Raw genomic sequence first — 22,240 nt, 5'->3', positions numbered from 1 at the left:
AACGGATCAGCGCATCGGCCATGTCCTTGCCGCCCTCCCAGCTTTCTGCGATATGGCAGTCCACCCGGCTGACGCCTTCGTTGATGGCCTGTTTTTGTGCCTTGTCCAGTAACTCCCGCGCCTGACGGAAAGCCAGATCATGCAGCTGATGGGTATCCAGCGCACCCACGCCCTCGATGGCCATGTCGCGCAAACTGGCCACATGCACCAGCGACAAGCTGGATTGCGCCATTTTGGCAATACGTAGTGCCTCGGCTAGAGCCTTTGCAGAAGTTCGGCTACCATCTACTGCAATAACAATGTGTTGATACATGGAGTGCTCCTCATAAAACCGTCGCTCGCGCCTGGTCAGGTGGCGGTACTGTCGGCCGGCATGACGCCTTGCCCGGCGGACAGAAGCGGCTGAATACCCTGTTTGATTTCAGGATACTCGCGGCAGATGAAAGACTCTCCGAACTAATTGTTATGCACTTGATCTATAACAAATTCGAACAGACCATGCGCCGCGTTTAATGCGTGAACCCATGGTCTGCCGCTATTCTGTCGACCACTTTGCACACTTGAGGGGGATGGTTTTACATCATGTTGATCTTTGCCTTGCTGTCCTTGCTTGTCATTGCCGCTATCGTTGCCTGGAGTCTGAAATCGGGCAAGCGCAAAAACAGGAAGGTGGCAGACGATAGCCGCATCTACGCCGCACATACCCAGTCCCGGCCACTGGAACCACTGGAACACAGCACCGGCCACGCCTTCGGCCTGTTGCTCAAGGCCGCTCGCGGCGACCGTTCGGTGGTGGAGAAGTGGATCATGGCCGAACAGCATCAGAATATGCCGCCGATCAGCCGTGATGGTGCGATCGAGCAACTGGCCCAGCGTCTGCAGGCCAGCCGCCGCTAGCCCTAGCGGCCGAGCACCAGCCCTTCGCGGCGTGGGTCCGCTCCGCCGATATAGCCATTACCCGTTCTGACCAGCGCCGACAGGCCACTGGTCATTTCCACCGTCTTCACCTGATGGCCCAGCGCGGTCAGCGTGCTGCCCTGCACTTCCAGCCCCTGCCCGGCTTCCAGTTCCGTGGCGCCATTGCGGTTGCCGTAGTGCGGCAGGCTGACCGCTTGTTGCGGATCGAGCTTCCAGTCCAGCAGGGCGATCAGTGTCTGGGCAACATAGCCGATGATCTGGCTGCCACCGGGTGAGCCGGTGGCCAGCAGGAACTGTCCCTTGCTGTCGAACACCATGGTGGGCGACATGCTGCTGCGCGGCCGTTTGCGTGCTTCCACCCGGTTGGCCACCGGCTGTCCCTTGTCTTCCGGTGCGAAGGAAAAATCCGTCAGCTGGTTATTGAGCAAAAAGCCCTTGACCAGCATGCGGCTGCCAAACTGGTCTTCAATCGAGCTGGTCATGCTGACCACCCGCCCTTGCCGGTCCACCACATTGAGGTGCGAGGTGCTGGGCAGCTCCGGTGCGCTGTCCCGGCCATAAGCCGACAGTTTGACACCGGCTGGCTCGCCCGCGCTGGCCGCCCCCATGCTGCGTTCTGGCCGGATCAAGCGGCTGCGCTGCTGTAGATAATCGGTGGCAACCAGGGCCGCGCTGGGCACGTTGGCAAAAGCCGGGTCAGCCAGATAGCGGTTGCGGTCGGCAAAGGCCAGCTTGCCCGCTTCCGCGAACAGGTGAATGGTGGAGCCGGCGGTGGGCGACATGTCTGCCAGCGGGAAGCGCTGCAGCATGCCCAGCATTTGCAGGACGGCGACGCCGCCTGAACTGGGGGCATCCATGCCGCAAACCTGCCAGCTGCGATAGGGACCGCACAGCGGTTTGCGTTCGATGGCCTGGTAGGCGGCCAGATCCGCTGGCAGCATGCGGCCCGGGTTACGCGGATGCTGATTCACCTTGGCGATGATGGCCGTGGCGATGTCACCCTCGTAAAAGGCACGCGGGCCACGGCGGGCAATCTGCTCCAGCGTCGCGGCATAGTCGGGGTTTTTCAGCAGGCTGCCCATGGCTTTGGGCTGGCCATCGGGCTGATAGAAATAGCGGCGGGCCGCCTCGTCCTGCTGCAGAAACCGGTCGGAGGCGAGCAGGCTGTACAGCCGTGGCGAAATGGCAAAGCCCTGCTGCGCCAGCTGGATGGCGGGCTGGAACAGGCTGGCCCACGGCAGATGGCCACCATGCTGGTGTGCCAGCTTCAGCATGGCCAGTACGCCGGGAACACCAACCGAGCGCCCACCCACGACAGCCTGATAGAAGTCCATCGGCTGGCCTTGTGCTTGCAGGAAAAGCTTGCCATCTGCCGTGGCCGGGGCGGTTTCCCGGCCGTCAAAGCTGGTGAGCTGGTGGCCATCGTAATACAGCATGAATGCCCCACCGCCGATGCCGGACGATTGCGGCTCGGTCAGGCCCAGCACCAGCTGGGCGGCGATGGCGGCATCGATGGCGCTGCCACCACGCTGCAGGATGTCCAGTGCAGCCTTGCTGGCATACGGGTTGGCGGTCGATACCATGCTGTTGCGCGCACTGACTGCGGGGCGGGGGCTAAAGCCGCTGGCAGCCTCCGGCGCAGCGGTTTCCGCCAGAGCGGGCAGGGCGCACAGCAAGAGCAGCAGACTGCGTAACAGCATGAAGATAAACCTCGGTTGCGATGGGATGGGTGAGCCGTGGCTGCCGCCGGCGGTGGCAGGCAGTGTGCAAGCATATGGGCAATGTTGCGGCAGGGCTGGGTGAGGGTCAATTCAGCGCGGTCAGCCATGAAAAACGGCCTGGCACGTTAAGGTGCCAGGCCGTTGTCATTGCCGGGTTTGCCGGTTCAGGACAGGGTGGCCAGGTACTGGCGCTCCCATGGCGTGATCTGGTTGTGGAAATGGCTGAGTTCCACGTCCTTTACTGCCAGATAGGCTGCACTGAATTCGCTGCCGAACAGGCGTTCTGCCGTGTCATGGGCGGCCATCAGGGCGCAGGCGGCATCCAGGGTATTGGGCAGGGTGGCGGCATCTGCATTGTTGAAGACATTGCCAACAGCCGGCTCACTCGGGCTGAGCTTTTCTTCCACGCCGAGCAGGCCGGCGCCCAGGCTGGCTGCCAGTGACAGGTAGGCATTGGCATCGCAGCCGGGCAGGCGGTTTTCCACGCGACGGGCTTCCGGGCCGGATACCGGCACGCGGATGCCGACCGAGCGGTTGTCCACTCCCCAGCTCACATTCACCGGTGCAGCCAGACCCTTGACGAAGCGGCGGAAGGAGTTGGGGCTGGGGCAGAACAGCGGCATCAGGTGTGGCAGATACTGTTGCAGGCCGCCGATGTAATGGAAGAATTCGGCGCTGGCTTCACCATTGGCCTGGCTGAACACATTATTGCCCTGGCCATCCACCACGCTCTGGTGCAAGTGCATCGAACTACCCGGCTGACCGGGCAGCGGCTTGGCCATGCACACCACGGTCAGGCCGTGCTGGTAGCCGATTTCCTTCAGCGCGTACTTGAACAGGAAGGTCTGGTCGGCCAGCTCCAGCGCATTGCCATGCTTGAGGTTGATCTCGAACTGGCTGGGGCCCATTTCGTGCACATAGGTATCGGTCTGGATGCCCAGTTGCTCGCAGGCGCGGTACAGGTCGTCGAAGAAGCCTTCCAGATCGTTGAGCGTGGAAAAGCTGAAGGCATCGAAGCCGGTTTCGCGGCGGCCGGTACGCAGGGCCGGTGCCTGGAAGGCTTGGTCCGGATTGGCGTGGGCATCGAAGATGTAGAACTCCAGCTCCGGTGCCACCACCGGGGTCCAGCCCCGTGCCTGATAGCGCGCCAGAATGTTCTTCAGCGCCGAGCGCGGTGCCAGCGGCGACAGGCTGCCATCGTGGTCGATGTTGTCACACACCACCATGGCGCGCGGGGTCTTGGCCCACGGCACCGGGCGCAGCGTGGCGAAGTCCGGGCGCAGCACGACATCGGGGTCGTTTTCGCCATAAAAGCGGTAGTCGGGAAATTCGCCCACGCAGGTCTGGATGGCGACGGCACGGGCAATACGTAATTCCTGGCCTTTGATCAAAGCCTTGGCAGGCAGGGTTTTGCCACGGGCAAAGCCGCTGACATCAGCAAAGGCCAGCTCAACGTCGCGGACATTTTGCTGAATCAACCATTCGGCTTGAGCAGCCGCGATGGAGTGTTGGGACATGCAGGTCTCCCCTGGAGTGTTCTCGATTGTTTCATCTATCTGCCTGTCTGTCGGTACTGCATTTTTTTGATTTTGCGGGCTGTGCCCTGAGGGCATTATGCCACCGGCAGGGGGGAGGGCAAGCGTGATGTCGCTTCGGCTAGTCATGGCACATGAAAAAACCGGCCCTGTTGCAGCCAGGGCCGGTTTGATCACAAGTGAGAAAAGCGCGCTTACAGCCGGAAGCGTGATACCGACTGGTGCAGCTGGCGGGCGTGCTGGTCGATATTCTGCATGGCATCGACTGCCTGCTTGACCGAACTCTGGGTTTCTTCCACCACGCCAGCCACCTGCTCCACGCTGACCGCGATATTGGCACCGGCCTGGCTTTGCTCGGTCATGGCACTCACCACGGAGTGCAGGCTTTCCAGTGCGCTGTGTGCCTGGCGGCTGATGGTATCCAGGGTCTGGGCGGCCTGATTGGCCTTGCCCACACCCAGCTGCACGGCCGGACGGATTTCCTGCATGCGTCCGGCCACGGTGCCGGTTTCATCCACCACGGCCTGGACGATGCTGGTGATTTCGTCGGTGGCGGTAGCGGTACGCTCGGCCAGCTTGCGTACTTCGTCGGCCACCACGGCAAAGCCACGGCCCATTTCACCGGCGCGGGCGGCCTCGATGGCGGCATTGAGCGCCAGCAGATTGGTCTGGTTGGCGATGTCGCGAATGGTTTCGGCAATGCCGCTGATGTTACGGGTACGTTCGGCCAGGCTGCCGACCAGGTCGCTGACATCTCCCACCTGGCTGGCGATGGATTCGATGCCGCTGGCCGCTTCCTTGGCCACCAGCTCACCTTCGCGTGCCAGCTGGCTGGAACGGCGGGCTCCTTCTTCCGAGCCGCCGGCATTATCCTTGACGTGGTCGATACTGACCGACAGCTGCTCGATGGAGGCGGCTGCCGAGGCCGTGGAGTTGCTGGCAATGCCGGACACCTCGTCCACCTTGTTCATCTGGGCGGACAGCTGCTGGCCGGCGTGGCCGATATCATCGGTGGACTGGCGGATCTGGTTGATCATCTCGCGCAGTTTCTGCTGCATCTCGTGCATGGCGGCCAGCAGGCTCTGCGGCGGGCCGTTCACCTTGATCTGTTCGGTGAGGTCGCCCTGGGCAATCTGGCGTACTACTTGCGCGGCGTAGCCGGGTTCACCGCCCAGTGAACGGATGATACTGCGCGACATGGCACTGCCCAGTACGATGAGGGCCAGCACCGAAACCCCGCTGAGAATCAGCAGGATGGTGCCTTGACGCCAGAACAGGGCGTCGATGTCATCGATGAAAAAGCCGGTGCCCACCGTCCAGCCCCAGGGGTCGAAGCGCACCACGCCGTTCAGCTTGGGTAATTGCTCTTTGTCCGCCCCGCGCGAAGTCTGGATGGTGACGATGCCGTAATGGTCCTTTTGCAGTGCCTCGTTGTAGACGGCAACGGTAGTGCGGCCATCGGGCACGGTGCTGCCCATGTCCACCTTGCCTTCACGCTCTGCCTTGGGATGCAGTACCAAGCGGTTATCGCTGTCGCGGGCAAAGAAGTAGATGTCATTCACCTTCAGCGCCTTCAGCGTCTTGCGCGCCATATCCTGCGCCTGCTGCCGGCTCAGTTTGCCGCTGGCTTCCTGCTTGGCGTAATAATCGAGTGTGTTCTCCGCCATGCGCAGCAACAGGGTGATCTGTTCGTGCTTTTCGCTTTGCAGCGTACTGCGGGTGATATATAGCGAGGTGGCTGCCAGTGTGATCAGCGCGATCAGGCTGGCAGCAATGATGATGAGCAGGCGGGTATTGACGCGCACGATGCTGTCCCCTTGGGTGGAGATAATTTTTAAAATGGCATGGTCTGTAAACTGCCGCAGCAAATATACCGGGGTATTGTTAATACTAAACGCTGGACTCAGCAGAAATAACTGCTGAAAACCCCTAGTCGTTGGCGTATCGGTATGGATTAGCTGTTTATAGTCTTTGCTCTGCCAAAGCGGCAGTAAAAACTGTGAAATCCAGTTCCACCTGATCGGCATAACTCATGGCATAGCTGGCAATGGCCTGGTCGAATTTGTCCGACTGGCCGATATAGCCGGCCATTTCAGCGGCACGGCCGCCGGATTTGGCATGCGCACGTGCCAGTGCCCAGGCGCAGGCCTGGCCAAATGCCGCCAGGCTTTCCGCTGAATCGAATGATTCCAGCGCCGGTGCCGCCTTCATGTCGCGCAGCTGGCGCACATAGAAATGACGGTCGCCCGGCCCGGTGGTCCAGCCCAGGAACAGATCACTGGCTGCCTGCATCAGGCGCTGGCCAAACACCACGCGCTTGCCCTGATGGCCGTGCACGCATTGCTGGGTGTAAGGCTCCAGCACCGAGCTGCGCGCTTCTTTCAATTGCAGGAACAGCGGCTGGTCGTATTCGTCCTGCAGCAGCATCACCAGGCAACGGGTGCCGACGCTGCCCACCCCTACCACCTTGAAGGCAGCATCCACCAGCCGGAAGCGGCTGAGCAGGGTGCGGCGGTCTTCTTTCAGCGTGGCGCTGTACTCGGCCAGCATGGTGTGCAGCAAGTCGTGTGAGCTGCCATCGCCCAGCCAGTGCTCGTCATTGCCCCAGACCTGGTCTTGCTGTTGCATGTGGAAGATAACCGGCGGGTTGTCGCGCAGGCGCAGGCTGCCGTCTGCCTGTACCGTCATTTTGGGCAGCAGTTTTTCCTGGGTCTGGCCGCGCGCCTTGTCGGCCAGCTTCAGCAGCTGCTGGCGGATGGTGTCGCTGTTGGCCCGCGCCAGCAATTGTTCAAAACCCACCTTGCAGTACCACAACTCCAGCTGGCTCATCTGGGCATATTCCTGCATGCGCTTGCGGTAGGTCCCCACCAGCTGGCAGACCGCCTGCCGCGCTGCACTATTGCTGAAGCCGCGATTGCGCGCAGCCAGCACCACGCTGACCGCCAGCCGCTTGATGTCCCATTCCCACGGTGCCTGATGCGTTTCGTCGAAGTCGTTGATGTCGAACATCAGCTGGCGTTCCGGCGAGGCGAAGAAGCCGTAGTTCATCAGGTGGGCATCGCCGCAGGTTTGCAGGGTGATGCCGCTATGGGGCGTCGCGGCCAGATCGGCAGCCTGGATCATCGCCATGCCACGGAAGAAGGCAAAGGGCGAAGCCTGCATGCGGCTGTAGCGCAGAGGGATCAGCGAAGGCACGCGGCCTTCCGAGGTCTGGTGCAGCATGGCCACCACGTCGCGCTGCGGACTCAACTGGCACTGAGCCTGCAGGGTGCGCGAGCAGCTTTCACGGCGCGCCTTGCCAGCGGCGAGGCGTTTTTCATATTGCGGATGTGCGGGAGTGGTCATGGCAGATAACAGGCTGAAGATGACATTTCAGCTCAGTGTAATCCGGCAGACATGAAAAATTGATGATGGGGTGTCATTTGCTGTCACGGACAGCGTGTGGGTTAGTCGCGTTGCAGGAAGCGCAGCAGTTGCTGGCGGTAGTGCAAGGCTGCTGCAGGTTGCGCTTGCCAGTGTTGCGGTAACTGGTGACCCGCCCCGGGCAGCCACAATAGTTGGCTGCTGCGGCACAGGCTGGTGCTGGCATGCAGTTTTTCAACCAGCAAGCGCGGAATCACCGCGTCCTGTTCTGCTGCCACGATCAACACATGACCGCGAAATTGTTGCAGGCGCGGCCAGGCATCGCTCTCGAGCCAGCTGACTGGCTGGCGCAGCATGGCGCTGAAAGCCGGGCCGAAGGGGACATCAAATGCTTGAGCGGTGTAGACGCCCGGTACTTGCAGGATCAGGTGGCTGCAGGGTAGCTGATCCAGCAGACGCAGGGCGATATAAGCGCCCATGCTGCTGCCCAATAGCGCCACTGGTCTGTTGTCTGCATGGCAATGGCGGTACACGGCCAGGGCCTGTTCCACCCGCTGGCGCAGGCTGGAGCCCAGCAGGCTGCCGCCGGTTTCGCCGTGACCGATGAAGTCAAAAGCGCTGCTGGCAATCTGCTGCGACTGCAGATGCTGTCTTAATGGCAGATAGCTGGAGCGGTCGGCTTGCCCTGCACCGTGCAGCAACATCAGCTGGCGTAATGGGGCCGGGCTGGTGCAGCAGTCACCGTGCAGCAGGGTATGGAGAAATGGCAGGGTGAATGTTGTGCGGGGGAGTGAGGAATCCTGCATGGCACAGGCTATCGCGGGTGTGGTGTTGATTGTCATGATGATGTTTTATCCACAGATTCATGCACAGGCTATGCACATCATCCACAGCAGATTGGGAATTTGCAAAAGCATGCACAGCCGACCCGCCACGGCTGTCGGGACATTGTCACGCATTGTCGGCGCGGTAGGCCGTCTTATGCACAGCTTGTTCAGGATTTATCCCGTTCATCCACTGCATGGGTACCGGTGGCCAACTTATCCACAGTGGTGCGTCAGCTGGCGCAGCGCTTGATCAGGCGCAACCAGGGCGGGGTCAGCGGGATGCCGTTTTGGTCAACCTGTAGCCGGCTGTGCTCGCCATCCGGCTGCACATCGACTTGCAGGCTGGTGTTGCCGCTGACCGGATTGAGCAGCCTGATGGTTTCCATGCCGTCGGCCTTGCTTTCACGCTGCACGTAGTCATCGGGAATCTTCAGCTGATGGATGCCCTGTTTCAGGCAATCTGCCACGACGGCGGGCTTGTTGTCGGATGGCAGTTGCAGGCTGCTGTCGGCGCGTACCATGGCGGGGCTGGCCAGCAGGCTGGCTAGCAGCAGTACGCTGTTCAGGTGTTGGCGCAGGGTTGGCGTTGAGGAGGTTGTTGGCATGGGGCTTGGCTCTGGCAAGTGATATGCGGATGGAGGCCTGACCGCGCCCGCTGGTTCCGTCTTGTTGCTGCAACAGATGTTAAGGAGTATTGAACACGCCGGTTTGCCAGGCGCTGGACAGCAGCAGCAACAGCAGTAGCAGCAGCAATTGCCGCCGGCTGTATCGTGCCAGCTGCCCGCAGAGCTTGTCCGCTGGCAGGCGGCCGCGTTCCAGCCTTTGTCGGCACTGGCTGATCAGCGGACGGTTGCGCCACTCCTGCAGCAGCAGCAACAGAATGCCCAGCAGCTTGGCCATGGCCAGCGGGACCGGCCGGCCTTGCTGCCACAGCATGGCGGCATGGTAATAAGCCAGCCCGGCACCGCTGCACAGCCACAGCAGCAGGCTGAGCCGCCACCAGTTGTCGGCGCGCAGGCAGCGCGTCAGGGCGGGGGCATCCAGTGGCGGAGCCAGATTGCGGGCGCGGGCGGCAAGCGCACCCAGGCCGCAGCCCAGGGCCAGCAGATGAAGCGTGGCAAACAGCCATTGCAGCATGATGACCCCCCGGCCAGCCAAGTCTGACTACACTAGTGAAGCTGGCTGCGGCTGGCAAGCATTCAACGCTATTTGTCTGTCATGGCGGCGGTGGGGGTGATATTTACCACGCGGGTGAGCGGCGCAAAAAAACCGGCCGCAGCCGGTTTCATCACGGATTGGCTAGCGTTCAGCCGCGTACCTGGCCATCGCCCAGCACGATCCATTTCTGGCTGGTGAGGCCTTCCAGTCCTACCGGGCCACGGGCGTGGATCTTGTCGGTGGAGATGCCGATTTCCGCGCCCAGGCCATATTCGAAGCCATCGGCAAAGCGGGTGCTGGCATTCACCATCACGCTGGAAGAGTCCACCTCGCGCAGGAAACGGCGTGCCCGGCCGTAATCTTCGCTGATGATGGCATCCGTGTGATGGCTGCCATAGTGGTTGATGTGCTCGATGGCTTCGTCCAGATCCTTCACCACCTTGATGGCCAGAATCGGGGCGGAGTATTCGGTATACCAGTCGTCCTGGGTGGCCGGTACGATCTGCTCGCCCAGAATCACCCGGGTGCGCTCACAGCCGCGCAGCTCTACACCCTTTTCCCAATAGGCCTCGGCCAGGCGTGGCAGGATGAATTCGGCAAAGGCCGTGTGCACCAGCAGGGTTTCCATGGTGTTGCACGGTGCGTAGCGCTGGGTTTTGGCGTTGATGGCGATATTGAAGGCTTTTTCCGGATTGGCCGTGTCGTCGATATAGACATGACAGTTGCCGTCCAGATGCTTGATCACCGGCACGCGCGCTTCGGCGCTGATGCGGGCGATCAGGCTCTTGCCGCCACGCGGCACGATGACATCGACGAACTCCTGCATGGTGATCAGTTCGCCCACGGCGGCGCGGTCGGTGGTTTCCACCACTTGCACCACTTCGGCAGGCAGGCCGGCCAGGCGCAAGCCTTCATGCACGCAGGCGGCAATGGCCTGATTGCTGTGGAAGGCTTCCGAGCCGCCACGCAGGATGGTGGCGTTGCCGGATTTCAGGCACAGGCCGGCGGCATCGGCGGTGACGTTGGGGCGGGCTTCGTAAATGATGCCCACCACGCCCAGCGGCACGCGCATCTTGCCCAGTTGGATGCCGGACGGGCGATAGCAGAAGTCGTCCATTTCGCCCACCGGGTCGGGCAGGGTGGCGATCTGGCGCAGGCCTTCGGCCATGCCGGCCACCGTGGCCTCGGACAAGGCCAGGCGGTCGATGAAGGCCGCATCCAGCCCGGCGGCGCGCGCGGCATCCAGGTCTTGCTGGTTGGCCGCCAGCAGTTTGGCACTGTCGCGCAGGATGGCGTCAGCCATGGCGCTGAGTGCCTGGTTTTTCTGGCGGGTGTCGGCCTTGGCAATCGCGCGGCTGGCTTTGCGCGCCGCCTGGCCGACGCGCTGCATGTAGTCCTTCACATTCATGGCAATGTCCTGATGCTGATCACTGTTCGGGTAGTGAGCCAGATTACCGCAAAACTGCCCGGCTCAGCCAGCGACAAGCAAGTGGATATTGTCAGACAGCGTGGCCGAACTAGGGCCTGTTAACACTATGTTTTCTGCGGCGCAGGCCCTAACCCACCATGGCGCAAGGATGGAAGTCCAGCGCCATGAAATCGTCGGCCACTTCCTGGCCGAATTCGAGGATGGTTTCGTCATCTTCGATGTAATGCCAGTTGAGCGTGACGTAGTTGCCGGCTACCGCTGCATCGTTGAACAGGCTGAACAGCTCCAGCAGTACCTTGGTGCTGGAGCTGTTGAAGTAGGCCAGCTGGATGTCCACGGTGATCTGGGTGGATTGCAGGCTGGGCAGGTAGTTTTGCACCGCCTGCATGATGGGGCCGAAAAAGGCTTGGGCGTTTTCCGGGTAGCTTTCTCCGCGCAGGCTGAGCTGGTGCTGGTCGAACTGGAAGTTCACTTCCGGCGTGGACGAAGTCGGGGCGATATACAGGTTTGACATGGCTCGGTGCTTTAAATGGTGGCTTTGAGATAGAAGGTGGTGAAGGGGCCGGATGCGCCGGCCTCATCGACAAAATCAAACTCGATGGGGTTGCTGGAGTCGCGGGCGACGGTGAGGAAACCCAGGCCGGCACCCTTGCTGCCGGCTTCGCCTTCGGCGCGCAGCTTTTCCTTGTACAGGGCCTTGATTTCGTCGTTGGTCATGGTGCGCAGCGGTTCCAGCTTGGCGCGGATGTGGCTGGCCCCGGTGGGGCTGATGGGGTTGGCGCACACCACGTAGTAGTGGCCGTCGGCTTCACCCACCCACAGCGAACCCATGCGGATTTCGTGGTCAGAGTCGTCGGTGGCGGTCAGGTGATCGGCCGAGTAATGCACCACGTTCTGCGCCATTTCCACGAACACGGAAAACAGCTTGCGGCGGGCGGTCTGGCTGGCGTCCAGGCTGGACAGGCGCAGGCGCAGCGAGTCGCCCATGGCGGTGACGATGCTTTGCGAGAAGTAGCCGGTGTAATAGAACACTACGTTTTCCTGGCGGGCCAGTTCCTTGAAGCGGTGGAAATCGGTCAGGCTCATGCGCGTGCTTTCTTAATGGGGTGGGGCTGGGTCAGAGCAGGTGTACGCCAAACAGGCTGACATCGTCGCGGCGGCTGTTGTCGCCCTGCCATTTGAGGAAGGCGTCGATCAGCTGTTTCTGCTGTTGTTGCATCGGCTTGTCAGCGTGCTTGAGGATGTTTTCTTTCAGGCGCTTTTTGCCAAAGCAGATGCGCTTGGGGCCGCCGATCTGGTCGATGATGCCGTCGGTGCTGATATACAGGCGGCTGCCCGGCGGCAGCTGCACGGCGTGGTTGTCCCACTGGTAGTCCAGCGGTGTGCCGACATAGCCCACGCCCTTTTTGTTGGCATCCAGGGTGTGGACTTCGTCCGCACCCGGCTCCAGTACGAACAGCGGCGTTTTGGCCGAGGCATAGGTGAGGGTGCGGCTGGCGTAGTCGAACCAGCAGAAGGCACCGTCCATGCCGTCGTCGGAGTTCAGCTCCGGGTGGTCGGCGAGGCCGGCCTCTTCCGGGGTGAGCTGGCCCAGCGACTGCTTGACCTGCTGGTTGATGGCGCGCAGTAGCGCAGCCGGGTTGTGCAGGTCGTGGCTGCTCAAAACCTGTTTCAGCGTGGAGGCCATGATCAGGGTCATGAAGGCCCCCGGCACGCCGTGGCCGGTGCAGTCGATGACGGCGACAAAGAAGCCGTCCGGCCGTTTGACAAAGTAGTAGTAGTCGCCACCGACGATGTCGCGCGGTGCCCACACCATGAAGTAATCATCCAGTGCACTGGCCATGTCGCGGCGCGAACTTTGCAGGAAGGACTGCTGGATCACGCTGGCGTAGTTGATGCTCTCCATCATCTGGCGGTGCTTCTCCGCCTGCTGGTCGGCCAGTGCCTGCATCAGCGACACGCCTAGCCCCATGCCGGCATAGGCATTGTCCAGATTGATGATGAAACCGTCCGACAGCACTTTCTTGTCCGCTTCCAGCGCCATGAAGGACAGCTCGGTAATCGGTGTCAGATAGTCGACGATCAGCGGGCTGGCATTCATGAAGGCGGTGCAGGGCTTGCGGCCAAAGATTTCGCGGTGGAAGGGCCGGGCCAGCGTGCTCATGAAGGTATTGCGGTTGATGATGCCGATGGCGCGTTGCTGCTCCACCACCGGGATATTGCTCAGCCCCTCGTCCTGGGTGAACAGTTCCAGCACGTGGTAGTTGTTGTCGTGGGGGCTGACGGTGGGTGGCGTTTGCAGCAGATGTCCCGCCATGGATTGCGAGCGAGCGGCGTGGGGTGTGCTGTCTAGCGGCATGATGTTCTCGGCGGAATTGACGTGGCCGCAGTCTAGTTTTGCCGGATGATGATTCAGTTACTGCCAGATGAACTTTGCTTTATTGCTAATTAAAACAAACGTTATTTATTAGTGTTTTTGATTATTGAATGAATATTGACTGGCAGATCTGTCGCCTGTTGTTTCGTGCCGACGGCAGTCCTGGCAGGCCTGCCCGAGATGGTGATGCTGCTTGACCCTGTGGCATAAAGGGCTTATTTTGCTTGTCTAGCAACCGCTTGGTTGATAAATAAAACAAAGATCTAGCTACCATCCTCGGGAGACTGCATGAGCGACTATCAAGAATTCCATCGCCGTTCCATCGAGCAGCCAGAAGCATTCTGGGGTGCCGAGGCCGCGCGCATTCACTGGCACAAGCCCTATACCCAGGTCCTGCAGTACGACAACCCACCCTTTCGCCAATGGTTTGCCGGTGGCGAGACCAATCTCTGTTACAACGCGGTAGACCGCCATCTGGCCGAGCGTGCCGAGCAGGCTGCGCTGATTTATGTGTCCAGTGAAACCGGTGCTGAAGAAAGCTACAGCTACCAGCAGCTGTACGAAGAAGTCAGCCGCTTTGCCGCCATCATGCAGGCGCAGGGTGTGGGCAAGGGTGACCGGGTATTGATTTACATGCCGATGATTCCGGAGGCCATCTTTGCCATGCTGGCCACGGTGCGGCTGGGTGCCATCCATTCGGTGGTGTTTGGCGGGTTTGCCTCGGCCAGCCTGGCCACCCGTATCGAAGATGCCGCGCCCAAGCTGCTGATCACCGCCGATGCCGGCATGCGTGGCGGAAAGGTGATTGCCTACAAGCCGCTGGTGGACGAAGCGATGGAGCTGGCTGGCTCTGCGGCAGCGGACAAGGTGATCCTGGTCAATCGCGGGCTGGCCGAAGCACCGATGATGAAGCCGGGACGCGATCTGGATTACGCCACCTTGCGCCAGCAGCATCTGGATGACCGTGCCGAGGTGGAGTGGGTGGAGTCCAATCATCCCAGCTACATCCTGTATACCTCGGGCACCACCGGCAAGCCCAAGGGCGTGCAGCGCGATACCGGTGGCTATGCCGTGGCGCTGGCCTCCACCATGGAATACATCTATGGCGGCAAGCCGGGCGAAACCTATTTTTCCACCTCGGATATCGGCTGGGTGGTGGGCCACTCCTACATCGTCTATGCCCCGCTGATCAGCGGCATGGCCACGCTGGTGTACGAAGGCTTGCCCATCCGTCCTGATCCGGGCATCTGGTGGCAACTGGTGGAGAAATACCGCGCTACGGTGATGTTCTCCGCCCCCACCGCCTTGCGCGTGCTGAAAAAGCAGGACCCGGAATGGCTGCACAAATATGATCTGTCCAGCCTGCGCGCCTTGTTCCTGGCCGGCGAGCCGCTGGACGAGCCGACGGCGGAGTGGATTTCCGGCGAGCTGAAGATTCCGGTGCTGGACAACTACTGGCAGACCGAAACCGGCTGGCCGATGCTGACCGTGTGCAATGGCGTGCAGCCGCTGCCCACCAAGCTGGGCAGCCCCGGCCTGCCGGTGTATGGCTATAACGTCAAGCTGCTGAACGAGACGACTGGCGAAGAAGTCGCGGTGGGCGAGAAGGGGGTGATTGCGGTGATTCCGCCCTTGCCGCCAGGCTGTATGAGCACGGTATGGCGGCAGGACGAACGCTTTGTGAATACCTATTTCAGCCTGTTCCAGGACCGCAAGGTGTATTCCTCGTTTGACTGGGGCGTGCGCGATGCCGATGGTTATTTCACCATACTGGGCCGCACCGACGACGTGATCAATGTGGCCGGCCACCGTCTGGGTACCCGTGAAATCGAAGAGGCCGTATCCGGCCATGCGGCGATTGCCGAAGTGGCGGTGGTGGGGGTGCATGACACGCTGAAGGGCCAGGTGCCGCAGGCGTTTGCCGTGCTGCGTGACCCGTCGGTGCTCAAGGATCCGGAAAAGAAGGCTGCGCTGGAAAAAGAAGTGATAGCCAAGGTGGCGTCGCAGCTGGGGGCAATTGCCAATCCGGCCCGGGTCTACTTCGTCAATCAGCTACCCAAGACCCGCTCCGGCAAGGTGCTGCGCCGTTCGATACAGGCGCTGGCCGAGGGGCGTGATCCGGGCGATCTGACCACGCTGGATGATCCGACCGGGCTGGAGCAGGTACGCGACGCGGTACAGTCTTGAACTGAAGGTGGGTGGACACAGCCGGCGCGGGTCAGTTGCCGGTGGTGGATTCAGCCGCATCCTGTGACGGGATGCGGCATTTTTACGTCTGCTTCACGCCCGGCTCAGCTGCGGAATACGCTGACGGCCGCGTTGAGCGCCTTGGCATGGCTGTTGAGCTGGTCGGAGGCGGCGGCCGAGGCTTCCACCGTGACCTGGTTGGACTCGGTCATGCTGGCAATCACCTCGATGCGCTGTGCCATGTCGCCCATGGCGCTTTGCTGCTCGTGCAGCGCCAGGCTGATGCCCTGGATGTGCTCGACGATCTGGTCGGTATTCTGGCGGATGCCGCTGATGGCCTCGCGCGCCTTGTGGGTCTGGTCCACGCCGTGGTTGGAGGCATCCACACTGCTTTGCATCACTCCGACCACCCCGGTCATGCCCTGGCGGATGGTTTCGATCTGCCCGGAAATCTCCACCGTGGCCACCCCCGTGCGTTCTGCCAGCTTGCGTACTTCATCGGCCACTACGGCAAAACCACGGCCCATTTCCCCGGCCCGCGCGGCCTCGATGGCGGCATTCAGCGCCAAGAGATTGGTCTGGTCGGCGATGTCGTGAATGGTGCGGGTGATGGAGGCAATGGCATCGGTCTGCTTGTTCAGGTCGTCGATGGCGCTGGCGGCGCTGCTGATGCGCTCGGCAATATGGCTGATGTCGTTGGCGGTGGCGTGAATCAGTTGCTCGCAATCGCTGACCATCTGCCCGGCACCCTGTGCCTCGCCGCCTACATCCTGGCTCTGGCTGCCCAGTTGCTGGATGCTTTGCAGCACTTCTTCCACCGACACACTCATCGAGCGGGTCGATTCGCTCTGTACCGTACTGGATTTCTGCAACTGGTGCGCCGCGCCGCTCATGCTGTCGGCGCTGCTGTCCAGTTCGCCGGACAGGTTGCGGATATTGCTGGTGATGTTGCGCAGCTGGCCTTGCATGTCGGCCAGGCTGTGCAGCAGGCTGCCTTCGCTGTCCGCCGGCAGTACGATGCGCTGCCCCAGATCGCCGCTGGCGATGCGGTTGGCCACTTCCATGGCCAGCGCCGGTTCGCCACCCAGTACGCCGAACACCCGGCGATACAGCAACACCCCGCCCAGGCTCACCACGATGACCAGCAGTGCCGCCAGACCCAGCGTCATATTGCGCAACTGGGCCGTGGTGTGGTTCATCGCGGCATAGGCTGTGCTGTCCTGCTGGTGGATGAGGGTATTCAGCGCCTCGACCTGCTTGGTCAGCTCTTCGGCACGTTCGTCAAAACCGCCACCCTTTTCCTTCATCAGTACATTGCCTGCTTCGCGGCCACCCTCGATATAGGCTTTGGCCATGCGCTTGCCCACGCTGTAGAACTGGTCTGCCGCTTGCTGCATGGCGCTCACCTTGCCGGCCAGCTCCGGGTCAAGCCGGCTGATGGTGGGCAGGTTTTTTTGCAGTGCCTGGTAATGTTCCTCGGCATCCTTGTAGCCATCGGCATCGCCGGTGGCGCTGACATCGGTCAGGAATTGCTGGATCTGCACCACGTGGTAGCGCACATCCGTCATGTTCTGCACCAGGGCGTTGGTGACGTCCTGTTCGTAATGGGCGGTTTCGTCGATGCGCTGCAGGCTGAACAGCGTGACCAGACCTAGCGTGAGCAGCAGCGCCACGACAATGGCAATGAAACCGACCAGGATGGGTTTGAGTTTTTGTGTTTTGCGCGACATGAGGGTGACTTGCTGTGAGTAAGGTGGCCAGGCCGGGATGGTGCCGTATGGGTGATGGGGATGGTCCAGACCGCTGGGGTGCGGATGCCCATGCCGGATGCTGCTGCAATGGCAACCCCGATACGGAAAGGGTTGATTTTGGCGGAAACCAAATTGTCTGACAATAAGAATTGTTTTTGTTTTGATGATTTCCATCAAATGCGAGTCTTATTTTCTGTAGTCGCTTGAAAAGCAAGTGTTCACCACACTGGATATGCCGGTTTGCATGCCTGAAGGCCTGGCGGGCATCGCATAGCACAGACGCGCCGAGGGCGGCTGGCACGAGTATCAGTCTGGCGGTGGTGGAGGACGGTTAACCATACCCCGCAAAGCACCCGGACCAAGGCGCACTGACGCCGACTGTGCAAATAGTGCGGCGACGGCGGCGCAAGGCCGGAGCGGGGTATTGGCTGCGGCTGTTAGCGCAACAGATCGGTATCGTGACCCTTGTTCAGCGATGCCTTCAGCCGGCGCATGCTGAACCACACGGTCAGTGCCACCAGCGGAATGGCCAGGCCGGTCAGCAGCTCCACATTCAGATGCAGGCCTGCGGCTTCCACTGCCGCCAGCAGGTGGTGCAAGAGGCTCACCATATAGTAGGTCAGCACGCCAACCGACAAGCCTTCCACGGTTTCCTGCAGCCGCAGCTGCAAGGCGGCCCGGCGATCCATGCTGGCCAGCAAGGCGCGGTTCTGTTCTTCGTGCAGCACTTCTACCCGGGTGCGCAGCAGGGCGGTGGTGCGTTGCAGGCGGGTGGTGATGCGGTCCTGGCGGCGCGCCACGGTTTCGCAGGTATTCATCGCCGGGGACAGCCGGCGTTCCATGAACTCGCGGAAGGGCTGCATGCCGGAGATGCGCTGTTCACGCAATTCGCTGATGCGCGCTTCCACCAGCCGGTAATAGGCGTGGGCGGCGGAGAAGCGGTACTGGCTTTCCGCGATCAGCTGTTCCACCCGCGTGGCCAGTGCGGTCAGTTGCGACAGCAACTGTGCATCCGAGCCATTGCCCTCGGTGGCCGCCATGCGTTCGGTGATGGCGCGTAGCTCAATGCCCAGATTGTCCAGATCGCGCATCTGCTTCTTGGCAATGGGTAGTGCCAGCAGGGTCAGCATGCGATAGGTTTCCAGTTCGAACAGGCGCTGCAGCATGCGGCCGGACTGGCTGGCACCCATGGCGCGGTCCACCACCACATAACGCGAGAAGCCTTCGGCCAGCCGGGCATCCGGATGCAGGCGCAAGTCGGTATACGCCGCGCCATTGCCATCGCCTATCTCCGCACCGATCAGCTCGCGGCCGCCAAACCAGCGGCTCGCCATCTCGGCCAGTTCGGTTTCGCGCTCGGAAGGCAGCAGCACGCCGTGCAGCGCCACCAGCACCACGCCGGGCAGGTCGCGTAGCCAGGCGGCGGGAATGCGGTCGAGCGCGGTGCGCTCAAAGGGGTCGGCACAGTCGCCACCAACAATAAAGGTGTAGCGGGCAAATTCGGTATGCAGCGACCAGCGTACTGTCAGGTCGCCGGCGCTGGCCGAGTAATACGCCTGCTCCGCCAGCGGCGCGGGCAGGCCGATGCGCTCGGCCAGGTCGGCCAGTGCCGCCCGCTGTGGTGCATCGTCGAAATCGTAATACAGGCTGAGCGAGGTCAGCCTTGCCGGGGAGGGAATGGCGGCATAAGGCCGCGCATGGGCTTCCTCGTTCAGTTCACGGCGCAGGTGGTGCGGAGTGAGAGTGGTCATCGGTGGGTCCTGAAAGGTAAACGGTTTCAGTGCTGAGGAGCCGGCACACTCATCAGGACTCAAACCGCTCGAGCGCAACAGCATACCCGATACGCCATTGGCCACACCATGCAATTACCGAGCCAGCCAGACGACAGCTTGCTGAACACCATTCAGCTGTGGCAAGCGGTCTACCTTGCTGTCAGCAGTGGGTGGGTGGGCGTGCCCGCAGTGGAAAGTCGCTTGCCGGACCGGCTGGCAAAATCACCGCTCCGATGTTGCGCCTGCTTGCCGAATTGATTGGTACGGTCTTTATCGATGCGTCTCGTCCCGGCTCTCTCCGAGGCTTTGTTGGCTGCCGCTGGCACAGTGCGATTAATAGTCTTTTTTGATATAAATGTATCTCACAATATTATTAATGGGAATAAAGAGGCTGGGTTAGCATGATGTCAGTTCAATCTTCCCGGAGTCCATCATGAAATTGCGCGCTTTGTTCGGCCTGGTGGCCGCGGTGCTGTCCGCCCATGTGCTGGCAGATGCCACGTTGCTGAATGTTTCTTACGACGTGATGCGCGATTTCTACAAGGACTACAACCCGGCCTTCCAGAAAGCCTACAAGGCCAAAACCGGCGAAACCATCAGCATCCAGCAGTCGCATGGCGGCTCCAGCAAGCAGGCGCTGTCAGTGGCCAATGGCCTGGCGGCAGACGTGATCACCATGAACCAGGCGTCCGACATCGACCTGCTGGCCACCCGTGGCCTGATTCCGGCCAACTGGGCCAGCCGCCTGCCCAATGCCTCGGTGCCGTTTACCTCGACCACGGTGTTCCTGGTGCGCAAGGGCAACCCGCACAAGGTACGCGACTGGAATGACCTGGCCAAGCCAGGTGTGCAGGTGATCATCCCCAATCCGAAAACCTCGGGCAACGGCCGCTACACCTATCTGGCCGCCTGGGGTTCCGGCCTGAAACAGCCGGGTGGCAGCGAAGCCAAGGCGCGTGCGCTGGTGGCGGGCATCTTCAAGAACGTACCGGTGCTGGATGGCGGTGGCCGTGCTGCCACCACCACCTTCATGCAGCGCCAGATCGGCGATGTGCTGGTGACTTTTGAAAACGAAGCCGAGCTGATCGCCCGCGAGTTTGGCCGTGGCAGCTTTGAAATCGTCTATCCGCCGCTGTCGGTGCTGGCGGAAAACCCGGTGGCCATTGTCGACAAGGTGGTGGACAAGAAAGGCACACGCAAACAGGCCGAGGATTATCTGCGCTTCCTGTGGAGTGCCGAAGGCCAGACCATTGCCGCACAAAACTACCTGCGTCCGCAGGACAAGGCCGTGGCGCAGAAATTCGATGCCCAGTTCCCCTATGTGAAGACCTTCACCGTGCAGAGCGTGTTCGGCTCGTGGGCGGCGGTCAATCAGAAGCACTTCGCCGATGGCGGCGTGTTCGACCAGATCTATAGCAAGCATTAAGCGGAGAGCACGTGAGCAATATCCTGAATCTGCGCCATAGCGTGCTGCCCGGTTTCCGGCTCAGCTTTGGCATCACCCTGTTCTGGCTGGCGCTGATCGTGCTGTTGCCGTTTGCTGCGCTGGTGTATTCCACGGTGGGCATGGGCTGGCACGGTTTCCTGGCAGCGGTGGGTAGCGAGCGCGTCATGGCCTCCATCCGGCTGTCCTTCGCCACTGCCGGCCTGTCGGCTCTGATCAATCTGGTGTTCGGCTTTCTGGTGGCCTGGGTGCTGGTGCGTTATCCCTTCCCGGGCAAACGGCTGGTGGATGCGCTGGTGGATCTGCCCTTTGCCCTGCCCACGGCGGTGGCCGGCATCGCGCTGACCACGCTGTATGCACCCAATGGCTGGATTGGCCAGTTTCTGGCGCCGCTGGGCCTCAAGGTGGCGTTCACGCCGCTGGGCATCATCGTGGCGCTCACCTTTATCGGTCTGCCCTTTGTGGTGCGTACCGTACAGCCGGTGCTGGAAGACCTGGAAAAAGAGCTGGAAGAAGCCGCCACCTGCCTGGGTGCCAGCCGCTGGGACATTTTCCGCCGGGTGATCTTTCCGGCCACGCTGCCTTCGCTGATTACCGGCGGCACCATGGCCTTCGCCCGTGCCACCGGCGAATACGGCTCGGTCATCTTCATTGCCGGCAATATTCCGCTGGTGTCGGAAATCGCCCCGCTGATCATCGTCTCCAAGCTGGATCAGTTCGACCAGCAGGGTGCCACGGCGGTGGCGCTGGTGATGCTGGGCATTTCCTTTGTCTTCCTGTTGTTGATCAACCTGATCCAGTGGTGGGCTGCACGCCGCCACGGGGCCGGGCGCTAAGCGGAGCGCTGCATGGCTAATCTGACTACCGAAAGCCGCCCGGTGCGTTATGCGCTGACTGCCGTGGCGCTGGTGTTTTTGTTCCTGTTTCTGTTGCTGCCGCTGATCGGGGTGTTCTGGGAAGCGCTGCACAAGGGCTGGCAGCTGTACCTGACCGCGCTGGTGGAGCCGGAAGCCTGGTCGGCCATCAAGCTGACGCTGATTTCCGCCGCCATCGCCGTACCGCTCAACCTGGTGTTTGGCGTGTCCGCCGCCTGGGCGATTGCCCGTTTTGATTTTCGCGGCAAAAGCCTGCTCACCACCTTGATCGACCTGCCCTTCGCGGTGTCGCCGGTAGTGGCCGGGCTGATGTTCATCCTGCTGTTCGGCGCCAATACCGCCGTTGGCGGCTGGTTGCAAGACCACGGCCTGCAGGTGATCTTTGCCGTGCCGGGCATCGTGCTGGCCACGGTATTCGTCACCTTCCCCTTTGTCGCCCGCGAGCTGATTCCGCTGATGCAGTCGCAAGGTGCGGATGAAGAACAAGCGGCTATCGTGCTGGGGGCCAGCGGCTGGCAGACCTTCCGCAAGGTGACGCTGCCCAATATCAAATGGGGCCTGCTGTACGGGGTGATCCTGACCAATGCCCGTGCCATGGGTGAATTTGGCGCGGTCAGCGTGGTGTCCGGCCATATCCGTGGCGAAACCAACACCATCCCGCTGCATGTGGAGATTTTGTACAACGAGTACAACTTTGTCGGCGCTTTTGCCTGCGCCTCGCTGCTGGCCTTGCTGGCGCTGGTGACCCTGCTGGTCAAATCGCTGGTGGAGTGGCATCTGCATCGTCAGCAATACGCCTCTACCCTGCGTACCGCCGAAGCCCGTCTGCAAGCCGCGCAACCGTAAACGATCTGGTGGACCGCTGCCGTTGGCGGCGGTCGGA

Annotated in this window: 19 protein-coding genes; 5 read left to right on the top strand and 14 right to left on the bottom strand. The window is 61.4% G+C overall.

Features of this window, described 5'->3' with window-relative positions; genetic code table 11:
• Positions 1–313, bottom strand: a 313-nt coding sequence (locus DBR44_RS17140; protein ID WP_148090026.1) for a universal stress protein, incomplete at its 3' end; no start/stop codon positions are given.
• 269 nt (positions 314–582) lie between these two features.
• On the opposite strand from DBR44_RS17140, the gene DBR44_RS17135 reads away from it, so the two are divergent.
• Positions 583–897: a hypothetical protein gene (locus DBR44_RS17135; RefSeq protein ID WP_124645220.1), complete on the top strand. Its 315-nt coding sequence runs from the start codon at positions 583–585 to the stop codon at positions 895–897.
• Positions 898–899: 2 nt separating this feature from the next.
• On the opposite strand, the gene ggt is transcribed toward DBR44_RS17135, so the two are convergent.
• From ggt to DBR44_RS17080, 11 genes are all read right to left on the bottom strand, one after another.
• On the bottom strand, positions 900–2,618 hold the full coding sequence (ggt, locus tag DBR44_RS17130) for a gamma-glutamyltransferase (protein ID WP_124645219.1): 1,719 nt from the start codon (positions 2,616–2,618) through the stop codon (positions 900–902).
• 185 nt (positions 2,619–2,803) lie between these two features.
• On the bottom strand, positions 2,804–4,156 hold the full coding sequence (locus DBR44_RS17125) for a glutamine synthetase family protein (RefSeq protein WP_124645218.1): 1,353 nt from the start codon (positions 4,154–4,156) through the stop codon (positions 2,804–2,806).
• A 212-nt stretch (positions 4,157–4,368) separates the two neighbouring features.
• Positions 4,369–5,979, bottom strand: a complete 1,611-nt coding sequence (locus tag DBR44_RS17120; RefSeq protein WP_168190815.1) for a methyl-accepting chemotaxis protein — start codon at positions 5,977–5,979, stop codon at positions 4,369–4,371.
• Positions 5,980–6,136: 157 nt separating this feature from the next.
• A complete protein-coding gene (locus DBR44_RS17115) occupies positions 6,137–7,519 on the bottom strand; it encodes a DUF2252 domain-containing protein (protein ID WP_124645216.1) in 1,383 nt (460 codons plus the stop codon).
• A 101-nt stretch (positions 7,520–7,620) separates the two neighbouring features.
• On the bottom strand, positions 7,621–8,379 hold the full coding sequence (locus tag DBR44_RS17110) for an alpha/beta fold hydrolase (protein ID WP_124645215.1): 759 nt from the start codon (positions 8,377–8,379) through the stop codon (positions 7,621–7,623).
• 215 nt (positions 8,380–8,594) lie between these two features.
• Entirely contained in the window at positions 8,595–8,969 is a 375-nt protein-coding gene (locus DBR44_RS17105; protein WP_124645214.1) for a hypothetical protein, read from the bottom strand.
• A 79-nt stretch (positions 8,970–9,048) separates the two neighbouring features.
• On the bottom strand, positions 9,049–9,501 hold the full coding sequence (locus DBR44_RS17100; protein WP_124645213.1) for a DUF2214 family protein: 453 nt from the start codon (positions 9,499–9,501) through the stop codon (positions 9,049–9,051).
• 169 nt (positions 9,502–9,670) lie between these two features.
• Positions 9,671–10,930: a glutamate-5-semialdehyde dehydrogenase gene (locus tag DBR44_RS17095; protein WP_124645212.1), complete on the bottom strand. Its 1,260-nt coding sequence runs from the start codon at positions 10,928–10,930 to the stop codon at positions 9,671–9,673.
• A gap of 148 nt (positions 10,931–11,078) precedes the next feature.
• Entirely contained in the window at positions 11,079–11,465 is a 387-nt protein-coding gene (locus tag DBR44_RS17090) for a DUF1987 domain-containing protein (protein WP_124645211.1), read from the bottom strand.
• An 11-nt stretch (positions 11,466–11,476) separates the two neighbouring features.
• Entirely contained in the window at positions 11,477–12,037 is a 561-nt protein-coding gene (locus DBR44_RS17085; RefSeq protein WP_124645210.1) for a SiaB family protein kinase, read from the bottom strand.
• A gap of 31 nt (positions 12,038–12,068) precedes the next feature.
• Complete coding sequence (locus DBR44_RS17080; protein ID WP_124645209.1) at positions 12,069–13,310, bottom strand: PP2C family protein-serine/threonine phosphatase; 1,242 nt, start codon at positions 13,308–13,310, stop codon at positions 12,069–12,071.
• 306 nt (positions 13,311–13,616) lie between these two features.
• Between DBR44_RS17080 and DBR44_RS17075 the strand changes: the two genes are divergently transcribed.
• Positions 13,617–15,515 carry a propionate--CoA ligase gene (locus DBR44_RS17075; protein ID WP_124645208.1) on the top strand — a complete coding sequence of 633 codons (1,899 nt, stop codon included), beginning with the start codon at positions 13,617–13,619 and terminating at the stop codon, positions 15,513–15,515.
• A 104-nt stretch (positions 15,516–15,619) separates the two neighbouring features.
• Here DBR44_RS17075 and DBR44_RS17070 read toward each other — a convergent pair whose 3' ends face one another.
• Together DBR44_RS17070 and DBR44_RS17065 are read right to left on the bottom strand one after the other, a co-directional pair.
• On the bottom strand, positions 15,620–17,245 hold the full coding sequence (locus DBR44_RS17070) for a methyl-accepting chemotaxis protein (RefSeq protein ID WP_124645207.1): 1,626 nt from the start codon (positions 17,243–17,245) through the stop codon (positions 15,620–15,622).
• A gap of 458 nt (positions 17,246–17,703) precedes the next feature.
• Positions 17,704–19,017: a DUF3422 family protein gene (locus tag DBR44_RS17065; protein WP_124645206.1), complete on the bottom strand. Its 1,314-nt coding sequence runs from the start codon at positions 19,015–19,017 to the stop codon at positions 17,704–17,706.
• A gap of 454 nt (positions 19,018–19,471) precedes the next feature.
• Here DBR44_RS17065 and DBR44_RS17060 point away from each other — a divergent pair, with 454 nt between their 5' ends.
• From DBR44_RS17060 to cysW, 3 genes are read left to right on the top strand one after another with little or no spacing between them, the layout of a single operon-like run.
• Positions 19,472–20,464 (top strand): sulfate ABC transporter substrate-binding protein, encoded by a 993-nt coding sequence (locus DBR44_RS17060; RefSeq protein WP_124645205.1) that lies wholly within the window; start codon positions 19,472–19,474, stop codon positions 20,462–20,464.
• Positions 20,465–20,484: 20 nt separating this feature from the next.
• On the top strand, positions 20,485–21,318 hold the full coding sequence (gene cysT, locus DBR44_RS17055) for a sulfate ABC transporter permease subunit CysT (RefSeq protein WP_124645371.1): 834 nt from the start codon (positions 20,485–20,487) through the stop codon (positions 21,316–21,318).
• A gap of 12 nt (positions 21,319–21,330) precedes the next feature.
• Complete coding sequence (gene cysW, locus DBR44_RS17050; RefSeq protein ID WP_124645204.1) at positions 21,331–22,203, top strand: sulfate ABC transporter permease subunit CysW; 873 nt, start codon at positions 21,331–21,333, stop codon at positions 22,201–22,203.
• The last annotated feature ends 37 nt before the right edge of the window (positions 22,204–22,240 follow it).

Source organism: Aquitalea sp. FJL05 (genome assembly GCF_003852595.1).
GTDB lineage: Bacteria > Pseudomonadota > Gammaproteobacteria > Burkholderiales > Chromobacteriaceae > Aquitalea > Aquitalea aquatilis.
This window is presented reverse-complemented; position numbering and strand designations above follow the sequence as displayed.